11 protein-coding genes are annotated in these 11,555 nt (G+C 63.5%); 8 read left to right on the plus strand and 3 right to left on the minus strand.

Features of this window, described 5'->3' with window-relative positions:
• The first annotated feature begins 26 nt into the window (after positions 1–26).
• Entirely contained in the window at positions 27–596 is a 570-nt protein-coding gene (gene ssb / locus ACWNC0_RS21110) for a single-stranded DNA-binding protein (protein WP_449474408.1), read from the plus strand.
• Positions 597–911: 315 nt separating this feature from the next.
• Here the strand turns inward: ssb and ACWNC0_RS21115 are convergent, their stop codons facing one another.
• The 3 genes from ACWNC0_RS21115 to ACWNC0_RS21125 all read right to left on the minus strand — a co-directional run bounded on the left by ACWNC0_RS21115 (position 912) and on the right by ACWNC0_RS21125 (position 2,695).
• On the minus strand, positions 912–1,811 hold the full coding sequence (locus ACWNC0_RS21115; protein WP_449474409.1) for a UTP--glucose-1-phosphate uridylyltransferase: 900 nt from the start codon (positions 1,809–1,811) through the stop codon (positions 912–914).
• Between the two features lie 86 nt (positions 1,812–1,897).
• Positions 1,898–2,326: a hypothetical protein gene (locus ACWNC0_RS21120; protein ID WP_196224798.1), complete on the minus strand. Its 429-nt coding sequence runs from the start codon at positions 2,324–2,326 to the stop codon at positions 1,898–1,900.
• A gap of 195 nt (positions 2,327–2,521) precedes the next feature.
• Positions 2,522–2,695, minus strand: a complete 174-nt coding sequence (locus tag ACWNC0_RS21125) for a DUF1674 domain-containing protein (RefSeq protein ID WP_449474410.1) — start codon at positions 2,693–2,695, stop codon at positions 2,522–2,524.
• Between the two features lie 89 nt (positions 2,696–2,784).
• Here ACWNC0_RS21125 and htpX point away from each other — a divergent pair, with 89 nt between their 5' ends.
• From htpX to ACWNC0_RS21160, 7 genes are all read left to right on the plus strand, one after another.
• Positions 2,785–3,717 (plus strand): zinc metalloprotease HtpX, encoded by a 933-nt coding sequence (gene htpX / locus ACWNC0_RS21130; protein ID WP_449474411.1) that lies wholly within the window; start codon positions 2,785–2,787, stop codon positions 3,715–3,717.
• A gap of 156 nt (positions 3,718–3,873) precedes the next feature.
• Positions 3,874–5,160, plus strand: a complete 1,287-nt coding sequence (locus ACWNC0_RS21135; protein WP_449474412.1) for an RsmB/NOP family class I SAM-dependent RNA methyltransferase — start codon at positions 3,874–3,876, stop codon at positions 5,158–5,160.
• 53 nt (positions 5,161–5,213) lie between these two features.
• Positions 5,214–5,699: a diguanylate cyclase gene (locus tag ACWNC0_RS21140; protein ID WP_449474413.1), complete on the plus strand. Its 486-nt coding sequence runs from the start codon at positions 5,214–5,216 to the stop codon at positions 5,697–5,699.
• A 91-nt stretch (positions 5,700–5,790) separates the two neighbouring features.
• Positions 5,791–6,453, plus strand: coding sequence for a ribulose-phosphate 3-epimerase (gene rpe, locus ACWNC0_RS21145; protein ID WP_449474414.1), 663 nt, complete (start codon positions 5,791–5,793; stop codon positions 6,451–6,453).
• Positions 6,450–8,219 (plus strand): heparinase II/III family protein, encoded by a 1,770-nt coding sequence (locus tag ACWNC0_RS21150; protein ID WP_449474415.1) that lies wholly within the window; start codon positions 6,450–6,452, stop codon positions 8,217–8,219. The genes rpe and ACWNC0_RS21150 overlap by 4 nt, the downstream gene beginning before the upstream one ends.
• A gap of 96 nt (positions 8,220–8,315) precedes the next feature.
• Complete coding sequence (gene purH / locus ACWNC0_RS21155; protein WP_449474416.1) at positions 8,316–9,905, plus strand: bifunctional phosphoribosylaminoimidazolecarboxamide formyltransferase/IMP cyclohydrolase; 1,590 nt, start codon at positions 8,316–8,318, stop codon at positions 9,903–9,905.
• A 114-nt stretch (positions 9,906–10,019) separates the two neighbouring features.
• Positions 10,020–11,546 carry an NAD(P)/FAD-dependent oxidoreductase gene (locus tag ACWNC0_RS21160; protein ID WP_449474417.1) on the plus strand — a complete coding sequence of 509 codons (1,527 nt, stop codon included), beginning with the start codon at positions 10,020–10,022 and terminating at the stop codon, positions 11,544–11,546.
• The last annotated feature ends 9 nt before the right edge of the window (positions 11,547–11,555 follow it).

Here is an 11,555-nt window from a genome sequence, read left to right on the forward strand (position 1 = left end):
AGAACCTCCAAAGTATCGGAGGAAATATGGCGGGTTCGGTCAACAAGGTCATTCTGGTAGGCAATCTGGGCGCTGACCCGGAAGTGAAGAGCTTCCAGAATGGCGGCAAGGTTTGCAATCTTCGCATCGCCACGTCCGAAAGCTGGAAGGACCGCAATTCCGGCGAGCGCAAGGAGCGCACAGAATGGCATAGCGTCTCGATCTTTTCCGAAGGTCTGGCGGGCGTCGCCGAGCGGTTCCTGCGCAAAGGATCGAAGGTCTATGTCGAGGGCCAGCTGCGCACGCGTAAGTGGCAGGACCAGTCGGGTAACGACCGCTACACCACCGAAGTGGTTTTGCAGGGGCCGGGCGCGGTGCTGACCATGCTCGACGGCGCGCCTGGTGGTGGCCAGGGCGGTGGTCGCTCGCAGGGCGGCGGCAGTGATTGGGGCGCCAGCTCGGGCGGCTTTGGCGGCGATTATGATGATTTCGGCGGTGGCAGCGGCGGCGGTGGCGGCTTTGGCGGCGGCAGCGGCGGGCGCTCGTCCGGTGGTGCCCGGGGCGGCGCTGGCGGGCCGAATTTCGACAATGATCTGGACGACGAAGTGCCGTTCTGAGGCTTCGCGCTGAAAGGATGAGAAAGGCGGCTCTGCGAAGGGCCGCCTTTTTCATGTCGATGATGGATATTTGGAGGGTCGGCCCGGAGACATTCTCCTCCCGCAAGCAGGAGAGGTTAGGGGTGGGCGCGAGCTTGGCAAGCTCTCGCGATAACCCCTCCTAAAACAAGGCTGATGTTGCGCTGGCCCACCCCCGACCCCTCCCGCTTGCGGGAGGGGAGATGATAGAGAGGTCTGCGGTAGGAACGGCTCCCTCCGTACCAAACAAAAAAGGTGGCCCGGCAGCACCGGACCAACTCTCTTAGTGAAATACTCTCAGGCAGCAGCAGCGATCGTCGTTGCGCCCAATTCCGCCAGTGCGAACTTGCGAATATGCTCGCCCAGATCTTCGCGCTCCAAAGCCAGCGCCAAGTTCGCTTCGATATAGCCGGCCTTTGACCCGCAATCGAAGCGGCGGCCGTCGAAGGTCACGCCATGGAAGGGCTGCTGCCCGATCATCGATGCCATGGCGTCCGTCAGCTGGATCTCGCCGCCCGCGCCCTTTTCCTGGGTCGCGAGAATCTTCATGACCTCAGGTTGCAGGATGTAGCGGCCCGGCAGGATGAGGTTTGAGGGCGCGGTGCCGGGCGCTGGCTTTTCGACAAGGCCCTTTACCTCGGTCAGCGCACCATCGCGCTGGCCCGGATCGATCACGCCATAGCTCGGCGTATCAGCCATCGGCACTTCAAGCGCGCAGACCAGATTGCCGCCGACCTGATTATAAGCATCGACCATCTGCTTGAGGCAGCCCCGTCCCGGCGCGCCCTTCATGAATTCGTCGGGCAACAGGATAGCGAAGGGTTCGTCCCCGACGATGTCGCGCGCGCACCAGACTGCATGGCCCAGGCCCAGCGGTTCCTGCTGACGCAGGAACACCGCGTTGCCGGGCGCAAGGCGCGTGCCGTCCAGGGCTGACAGGTCCTTGCCGCGCTCTCGCTGGGTGGCTTCGCTTTCATAGGCGATGTCGAAATAATCCTCGATCGCGCCTTTGCCGCGCCCGGTCACGAAGATCATCTGTTCGATGCCCGCCTCGCGCGCCTCATCGACAGCATATTGGATCAGCGGACGGTCAACGACCGGCAGCAGTTCCTTGGGCACCGATTTGGTGGCTGGCAGAAAGCGCGTGCCGAGGCCTGCGACAGGAAACACGGCTTTGCGGATAGGCTTGTAGGGCATGGTACTCCATTCTCGCTAGACGCGCGGACAGGCTTCGCCCTCCACGTGTCAAAGGTCAAGCATAGCGGGAGGATTACCTCGCCCGGTCAGACGGCCAGCAGGCGCTGTGCCACCGTTTCGAGCGAAGATATCTCCGCATCGAGATGATCAAGTGAGACATGCGTGTGATTGTTCCGCGCATCGCGGCACGTAAAGCCGCCCGGCGCGGGCTGCTGAAAGCCGCCAATGATGAGCGATCGGAAGCGATCGATCCTCTGCATGTGTCGCTCGATATCCGAAATCTCCTTGAGCGCGCTGGCGTTGCGCTTGTCGCGCATCGCCACCATCGTCCGAAGCTCGGTCATCAGTTTGGCCATGCCGGGGCGCATCCGGGTGCCGACAGTTCGTACGTCACCCATCGCTTCCCGCATCATGGCGATTTTCGCCTCCAGACTCTGTTCCAGCATCGTCCAGGCACAGACCAGACGACCCACGGCACAAAGCAGCGCCGCATCTTCCGGCGCATATTCAGACACCACCCTCACCTTTATCTCGGCTATATGATTCACGACCCACCCCGGCTCTGTTTTCTTCCTTCGCCCCGCTGAATCCTGCACGGAAGCGGATGGCAAAGGCTAGAGGAACGCGCCGCGCCGCTCGCAGCGAGGGCACAGGCCAGCGGAAGACGTGCATAATCAGCGATGAACCGATCGAGAGGCGGGCGCCGACATTCAAAAATCGATAGCGATTCCCTTGCGTTCCCAGTCTCCATAGCGGACGGGGCTCAATTCTTCCTCATGGCGTGAGGGGGTGTCGATCGGGTCGGGCGCAGGCACCGGCGGGCTCTTCGACAGATGCGCGGGCGGCTTCACATGCGCGGGACGCTTGCCGTTATATGTTCCCATGTCCAAAAGCCTTTCGATTGTGGCGCCGCACCGGCAACCCCATATTCATGCATGCCCCGCTATCTGGGCTGCAAAGGAGTGGAAGACAAGTGAGCGGTTTCAAGACGGTGATGCTGTTGTCGGCAATGACGGCGCTGTTCATGGCGCTGGGCTATACGCTGGGCGGCAGCGGCGGCGCGATGATTGCGCTGCTGGTTGCGGCGGGCATGAACCTGTTCACCTTCTGGAACGCCGACAAGATTGTGCTGTCGATGCACAATGCGCGGGAGGTGGATGCGCAGAGCGCGCCCGAATATTATGGGCTGGTGCGCGATCTTGCCCAGCGGGCGGGTCTTCCCATGCCGCGCGTCTACCTGATCGAGCAACCGCATCCTAATGCCTTTGCCACGGGCCGCAATCCCGAACATGCCGCCGTCGCCGCGACGACGGGCCTGCTGTCTATGCTGACCCGTGAGGAAGTGGCGGGCGTGATGGCGCATGAACTCGCCCATGTGCAAAATCGCGACACGCTGATCATGACCATGGTCGCGACGATCGCGGGCGCCATTTCGATGCTCGCCAATTTCGGCCTTTTCTTCCGTGGCGGCAATGAGGAGAATGGCCATGGCAACATCCTCGCCACGCTGATGGCGGTCATCGTCGCGCCCTTCGCCGCGATGATCGTGCAGATGGCAATCAGCCGCACGCGCGAATATGGCGCCGACGCCGCCGGAGCGCAGATCAGCGGCAATCCCCGCGCGCTCGCATCCGCACTCGCCAAGATTTCCGGCAAGGCGGAGATGATCCCGAACCATGTGGCCGAGCGCAATCCCGCCGCCGCCCAGCTCTACATCGTCCCTGTTCATGTGAGCGAGCTCTTCTCCACCCACCCGGCGACCGAAAAGCGCATCGCGGCGCTGGAGGAAATGGCGGGAGACATGGGAATGCCAGTGGCTGCCGTGGCGCGGGCCTCGGCGTTGAGCCCGGTAGCGGCGCCAGCGCGTCGGCGGTCAAGTGCGCTTGATCCTTTGGGCCGGGACTGAGATCCGCCTTCTGCCGTCATGCCGGCGAAAGCTGGCATCTCGTGCCGCTCTGCATCAAGGCCTGAGATCCCAGCCTGCGCTGGGATGACGAATGTTGTGAGCGAGGGTGCGGAAGGGTCATGACTTTCTTGCCGAAACTGGCGTAAGGCGATCGCCATGCCTCGTCCTTCCCAACCCACAGATATTCCCGGCCTCCCCGCCCGCCGCGCCGCCTTGCGCCTGCTCGACGCCGTACTGCGCCGGGGCGATCCGCTGGAGTTGGCGCTGCATGGCGCAGCACAGGGCCTGCCCGCTCCCGACCGGGCGCTCGTTCATGCCATCGCCGCCGAGACACTGCGCCACCTGCCCGATCTCGACGCGCTGATCGACGGCGCTACCCGCCAGCCGCTGCCCCCGGATGCCAAGGCGCGCATGGTCCTGCGCATTGCCCTCATCCAGGTGCTGGCGCTAGGCACCGCGCCCCATGCCGCCATTGCGACCGCGCTGCCGCTGGTCGATGGCGGCCCGCGCAAGCTGGTCCATGGCGTCTTCGGCACTGTCACGCGCGCCACACCCACCCTCCCCGATCCACCCACATTGCCGGACGAAGTCGTGGCGCGCTGGGAAAGCCAGTGGGGCAGTGACATGCCCGCTGCCGCCGCGCGCGCCTATGCCGTGCGCCCGCCTGTCGATGTCACCCTGCGCAACCCGGCAGAAACCGCGAGCTGGGCCGAAAAGCTGGGCGGCGAAAGTTTTGCGCCCGGCCATGTCCGCCTGCCCGATCACGGATCGGTGACGGAGCTTCCCGGCTTCACCGAGGGCGCATGGTGGGTGCAGGACATCGCCGCCTCCTGCCCCGCGCGCCTTCTTGGCCAGGGCGAGGGCCGCACGGTGATGGACCTCTGCGCGGCACCCGGTGGCAAGACGATGCAACTCGCCGCCGCAGGGTGGCAGGTGACGGCCATCGACCAGTCGAAGAAGCGGCTGGAACGGCTGAGCGAAAACCTGTCGCGCACCGGCCTTTCCGCCACGATCGTTCAAGCCGATCTGCGCCAGTGGGAGCCCGCCACCCCCGCCGACGCCATCCTGCTCGATGCCCCCTGCACCGCGACCGGCATCTATCGCCGCCATCCCGACGTGCTGCATCGCATTGGGGGCCGCCAGATTGCCGAACTTGCCGAGTTACAGACGGAGTTGCTGAGCCGCGCGGCCAAATGGCTAAGGCCCGGTGGCACCCTGATCTACGCCACTTGCTCCCTGGAACGAGCGGAAGGCGAAGATCAGTTGGAAACCTTCCTTCACGCCCATCCCGATTTCAGCATTCAGAGCGCGAACGTGGCCGAATTGCCGCAGGGCCTGCCCCCCCGTCCGGACGGTTGGCTGCGCACCCTGCCCGAGACGCTGGCCGACCAAGGCGGAACGGACGGATTTTTCGTTGCCCGGCTTGCCCGCGCGCCACAATGAATTAAGATCAACCCTGTAAGAACTGAGATCTGGCAACGTCTGAAAGGCATCGCTTGCGCCCGACCGAGCCCCTTGCCCTGAACCATAGCTGGCCGCTCTACGACCTGCACCAGCATCTCGCCTCGGTGTCGCTCGACGATCATACCGCGCGCGATGATCAGGCGCTGGCGGAGCGGGGCATTGGCCTATGGCACTGCAATCTTGACGACGACAGCCTGTGTTGGACAGGCGGCGTCTATGATCTGTTTGGCCTGGAACGGGGCATGACGGTTCAGCGCCCGCTCGCCACATCGCTCTACCAACCCGACTCTCGCGAGGCGATGGAGCAGCTACGCGCCTATGCCATTCGCCATCGCCGCGGCTTCACCGTGGACGTCGATATACGGCCGCTCGACGGCGGCGAATGCACCATGCGCCTCATCGCCGCCCCGATATTGGAGGGCGCGCATGTCGTCGCGCTCCACGGCGTGAAGCAGTTTTTGCCGCGCGGATCGGTGGCGTCACGCGGCCTTGATCCCACTATTTTCAACCTGCCCTGAATCCCGCGCCAACGAGCACTGAAAAAGCCTGTGGATAAGGTCGAACTGCGCCGTTGCCCTTGACCCAAGGCGCGGCTAGAGCCGACTGTTGATGACCAGCCCTATCCTTATCTCGCCCTCCATCCTCTCCGCGGACTTCGCCCGTCTGGGCGAGGAGGTCCGCGCGATTGACGAGGCGGGTTGCGACTGGGTCCATATCGATGTGATGGACGGCCATTTCGTGCCCAACATCACGATCGGCCCGGCTGTCGTGAAGGCCCTGCGCCCGCACAGCAAGAAGCCGTTCGACGTTCACCTGATGATCTCTCCGGTGGACCAGTATCTCGACGCCTTCGCTCAGGCAGGTGCCGATATCCTGACCGTCCACCCGGAAGCCGGGCCGCACATTCACCGCTCCATCCAGTATATCAAGTCGCTGGGCGTGCAGGCGGGCGTAGTGTTGAACCCCGGCACCCCGGCCAAGATGCTCGATTATCTGATCGATGATATCGACCTGATCCTGGTGATGAGCGTCAATCCCGGTTTCGGCGGGCAAAGCTTCATCGAAAATCAGCTGCGCAAGATCGAGGCGATCCGCAAGATGATCGACAAGAGCGGGCGTGACATTCGCCTGCAGGTCGATGGCGGCATCGATTTCGCCACTGCCCCGCGCGCGATCGAAGCGGGCGCAGACGTGCTGGTCGCTGGCACCGCAACCTTCCGTGGCGGGCCTTCCGCCTATGCCGACAATATCCGGAAGCTCAAGGGCGGGTGAGCGACAAGCGGCGCATCCCCAGCCCATCGCTTGCGGATACGGCGGAATCAGAACCAGCCGAAAACGGAATCGAACAGGGCAAGCGCCTCATCCGCGTCGCGGATGACAAGGGCCTGTCGCTGGCCCAACGGGTCGCCAACCGCTTTTACCTGATGAGCTGGAAGACGCCGATCCACGGACGGCGGCTGAAGGGGAAATATCCGCTCAAACTGCTCGCGGTGCCCGATGATGAGATTGCGGGTGATGCGAAGGCTGGCCAGGCGATCCGGGCAGGCTATTTCCTGTTTCGCGGACTGAAGCAGCCGCTCAACACGCTGGATTTCAACCGCCTGACTGTCATCCCGGCATTCGCCGATTATCTGCACAGCTTCGCCTGGCTGCGCGACCTGTCATCGGCGGCGACGCGGGAACAGGGCGCGCCCATTGCCGAAGCCGTGCTGCGCAAATGGCTAGACGTGCATGCCGAAACGCCCGGCGAACCCGCCTGGCGCGCCGACAATGCTGGTTGGCGGCTGCTTTTCTGGTCGGCCCATGCGCCGCTTATCCTGTCGTCCAGCGATCTGGTCTATCGCTCGCTGGTGCTGAACTGCATCGCACGGACGGCGCGGCATCTGGATCGCGGCGCGGACAAGGCGCCGCTTGGCCTGCCCCGTCTGGTGGCCTGGGGCGGGATCGTCGCGGCTTCGATGCTGCTGCCGGGCGGCGCTGCCCGCAAGATTTTCGGTGAGGCGGGTCTCAAGCGCGCGATCGAAAACACGGTTCATGGCGATGGCGGCATTGTCTCGCGCTCGCCCAGTGACCAATTGGACGCCATCATGCTGCTGGCAATGGTGCGGGCGGTTTATGATGTTCGCCGCGAACAGGTGCCGCCTTTCCTCGCCGAAGCGCAGGGGCGAATGGTTCCCGCGCTGCTCGGCCTCACTCATGGCGATGGCGGGCTTGGCAGTTGGCAGGGCACGGGCGCCATCGACCCCGCCATCATAGAAGCCGTGATCCGGGCGAGCCGCGTGCGGGCGCGTCCGCTGCGGCAGGCGAGCGACTGGGGCTATCAGCGGCTCGTTGCGGGCTCGACCATCGTTCAGATCGATGCTGCGCCGCCACCGGTCGCCCGACTGGCCGAGGCGGGATGCGCCTCCACCACCGCGATCGAGATCAGCGACGGGCCGCAGCGGCTGATCGTCAATTGCGGCGGCGCGGCGCTTGAGGGCGCATGGATGCCCGGCGGCCTCGCACAGGGCCTGCGCACCACGGCGGCGCATAGCACGCTGGTGCTGAACAACAGCAATTCCACGGCCTTGCTCCCCGACGGCACGCTGGGACGCGGCGTCACCGAAGTCGAATTTCACCGGCAGGAGCAGGAAAGCGGCAGCCGGATAGAGATCAGCCATGACGGCTATGTGCGGCGCATGGGCTATGTCCACCGCCGCCTGCTGCTCGTCAGCATCGATGGCCGCGAAATCCGGGGCGAAGACATGCTGACACCCGCCGCGCGCCGCCGTCGGCCGGTAAAGCTGCCCGCCGAACTACGCTTTCACCTCGCCCCCGGAGTAGAACCCACCGCCACAGCCGACGGCATGGGCGCGTTGTTGCGCATCGAGATGGGGCCTATCTGGCAGTTCCGCGCCAATGCCGGGAAGCTCGCCATAGAGGAAAGCCTCTGGGTGGATGGAGAAGGTCGTCCGCATGAGACCCGCCAATTGGTCATCACCGCCGAAGCGCTGCCCGGCGGATCGACCATCGGCTGGCTCTTCAAGCGGATGAGCTAAGCCCCCTTGCCCCGAATCCTGTCCTTGCCGCATCGGCCCGGCAGGACTAGAGGGCTGCGGCAAGCCTGAGCGGCACTTTGAACAGCAGGAAGCATCATGTCAGACGTCACCATCAAACGCGCCCTCCTTTCCGTATCGGACAAGTCCGGCCTCATCGAACTGGGTCAGGCGCTGGGCAAACATGGCGTCGAACTGGTGTCCACCGGCGGCACGGCCAAGGCTCTGCGCGACGCCGGGCTGGAGGTAAAGGATATTTCCGACCTCACCGGCTTCCCGGAAATGATGGACGGCCGGGTCAAGACCCTGCATCCCAAGGTTCATGGCGGCCTGCTCGCCGTCCGCAACAATCCCGACCATGTCGCCTCCATGCAGGAACATGAAATCGGCGCCATCGATCTTGTCGTCGTCAACCTCTACCCCTTCGCCGCCACGGTCGCGAAGGGGGCAGAGCGCGAGGAGATCATCGAGAATATCGATATTGGCGGCCCCTCGATGGTTCGCTCCGCCGCGAAGAACCATGAGAGTGTCGCCATTGTCACCGATCCGGCCGACTATGCCCGTCTGATCGCGGAGATGACGGAAAAGGGCGGCGCGACCAGCTATGACTTCCGCCGGAGGCTTGCCGCCAAGGCTTATGCCGCCACCGCCGCCTATGACTCGATGATCGCCAGCTGGTTCGCCTTTGCCGATCAGGGCGTCGATTTCCCCGAGACGCTGGCCGTATCGAGCAAGCTCGGCGCGACGCTGCGCTATGGTGAGAACCCACATCAGTCGGCCGCGCTCTATCTGCCCGTCGGTCCTTCCGCCAACGGCATTGCCCAGGCGAAGCAGATTCAGGGCAAGGAGCTGAGCTACAATAATTACAATGACGCCGACGCCGCGCTGGAGCTGGTAAGCGAGTTCCGCGATGGCCCGCCGACCGTGGTGATCGTCAAGCACGCCAATCCCTGCGGCGTCGCTACTGGCAATACGCTGATCGAAGCCTATGAAGCCGCCCTCGCCTGCGACAGCGTGTCGGCCTTTGGCGGCATCATCGCCGTCAACCGCCCGCTGGACGGCCCGACCGCCGAAGCGATCAGCGGCATCTTCACCGAAGTCGTCGCCGCGCCCGACGCTAACGAAGAAGCCAAGGCGATCTTCGCCAAGAAGAAGAATCTCCGCTTGCTGCTGACTGGCGAACTGCCCGATCCCGCCCGCACCGGGCTGATGATGAAGAGCATTGCCGGTGGCATGTTGGTGCAGAGCCGCGACAATGGCCGCATTACGCGCGATCAGTTGAAGGTCGTGACCAAGCGCGCGCCCACCGATCAGGAGCTGAATGACTGCCTGTTCGCCTGGACCATAGCCAAGCATGTGAAGTCCAACGCCATCGTCTATGCCAAGGGCAACAGCACCGCAGGCATCGGCGCGGGGCAGATGAACCGTCTCGAATCCGCCCGCATCGCGGCGTGGAAGGCCAAGGATGCCGCTGATAAGGCAGGGTGGAGCGAAGCCCGCACCATCGGGTCGGCGGTGGCTTCCGACGCCTTCTTCCCCTTCGCCGATGGCCTGCTGGCGGCGGTCGAAGCTGGCGCGACGGCAGTGATCCAGCCGGGCGGATCGATCCGTGACGAGGAAGTCATCGCGGCGGCGGACGAAGCTGGCCTCGCCATGGTCTTCACCGGCATGCGGCACTTCCGCCATTGAGACAGGCTGGCGGGGCGGTCCACCTGTCCCGCCATGCTTACCTGATCATTAACCATTCCTTAGATGATTTCCGCCAATTCCGATGATAGAAGTTAGCCTATCGGGGGGCATTGCATGCCGGAAATCGACCAGAATGTGGATGTCGCCATCATTGGCGCGGGTCCGGCAGGCCTGACTGCGGCCTATTTGCTCACCAAGAAGGGCTATTCGGTCACCGTTATCGAGAAGGACCCCCGCTATGTCGGCGGGATCAGCCGGACTGTCGAGCTGAACGGATTCCGCTTCGACATTGGCGGCCACCGCTTCTTTTCCAAGTCGAAAGAGGTGGTCGATCTCTGGAATGAGATCCTGCCCAATGATTTCATCCAGCGCCCCCGGATGAGCCGCATCTACTATGAGGGCAAATTCTACAGCTATCCGCTGCGTGCCTTTGAAGCGTTGTGGAACCTTGGCGTGTGGCGATCGACGCTATGCATGGCGAGTTTCGCGAAGGCCAGGCTGCGGCCGAACCGCAATGTCCGATCCTTTCAGGATTGGACGGTGAATGCGTTCGGGCACAAGCTGTTCTCCATCTTCTTCAAAACCTATACCGAAAAGGTCTGGGGCATGCCCTGCAACGAGATGTCGGCTGATTGGGCGGCGCAGCGGATCAAGGGCCTTTCGCTCTGGGGCGCGGTAAAGGATGGGCTGAAACGCTCGCTGGGTCTCAACAAGCGGCCCAATGACGGCATGGCGACCAAGACCTTGCTGGAAAGCTTCCGTTATCCACGGCTTGGCCCCGGCATGATGTGGGAAGCCGCACGGGATTTCGTGGTCAAGGGCGACAACAAGGTGCTGATGGCGCATAGCCTCAAGCAGCTGTCGCACGACCAAGGCACCGGCCGGTGGCAGATGGTCGCTCAGGGTCCCGAGGGCGAGGTGCTGCTGAAGGCGCGTCATGTCATCAGTTCCGCGCCGATGCGTGAGTTGGCGGGACGCATTCATCCTTTGCCCGCGACGCTCGGCAATGCGATGGAGCTTAAGTATCGCGACTTCCTGACCGTAGCGCTGATGATCAAGTCGGAGGATCTGTTTCCCGACAACTGGATCTACATCCATGATTCGAAGGTTCAGGTTGGCCGCATTCAGAACTTCCGCAGCTGGTCTCCCGAAATGGTGCCCGATCCGTCGCTCGCCTGCGTCGGGCTTGAATATTTCTGCTTCGAGGGCGACGGCCTGTGGTCATCGAACGACGATGCCCTGGTCGAGCTCGCCAAGCGCGAAATGGCGATACTGGGGCTGTGTGATCCTGCCGATGTGGCGGGGGGAGCAGTTGTCCGTCAGGAGAAGGCCTATCCCGTCTATGACGACGACTACGCCGCCAATGTGCTAAAGATGCGGACGGAACTGGAGCAACTCTACCCGACCCTGCATCTGGTCGGCCGTAACGGCATGCACCGCTATAATAATCAGGATCATGCGATGATGACCGCCATGCTGACGGTGCGGAACATCGAAGCTGGCGAGCGGCAGTTCGACATCTGGGCGGTCAACGAGGATGCCGAATATCATGAAGCTGGCGAGGAAGGCGAAGAAGCCATCGGGCAGAATGCGGCGCTGGGGAGCGTGCGGCGGGTGCCCGGCCGCCTGAAGGCCGCGTAAACCGGCAGT

Source organism: Sphingobium chungangianum (assembly GCF_977014255.1).

Coding starts and splice junctions, on each gene's coding strand:
- ssb (WP_449474408.1), top strand. CDS start 27: ATGGCGGGTTCGGTCAACAAGGTCATTCTGGTAGGCAATCTGGGCGCT.
- ACWNC0_RS21115 (WP_449474409.1), bottom strand. CDS start 1,811: ATGCCCTACAAGCCTATCCGCAAAGCCGTGTTTCCTGTCGCAGGCCTC.
- ACWNC0_RS21125 (WP_449474410.1), bottom strand. CDS start 2,695: ATGGGAACATATAACGGCAAGCGTCCCGCGCATGTGAAGCCGCCCGCG.
- ACWNC0_RS21135 (WP_449474412.1), top strand. CDS start 3,874: ATGCCTCGTCCTTCCCAACCCACAGATATTCCCGGCCTCCCCGCCCGC.
- rpe (WP_449474414.1), top strand. CDS start 5,791: ATGACCAGCCCTATCCTTATCTCGCCCTCCATCCTCTCCGCGGACTTC.
- purH (WP_449474416.1), top strand. CDS start 8,316: ATGTCAGACGTCACCATCAAACGCGCCCTCCTTTCCGTATCGGACAAG.
- ACWNC0_RS21160 (WP_449474417.1), top strand. CDS start 10,020: ATGCCGGAAATCGACCAGAATGTGGATGTCGCCATCATTGGCGCGGGT.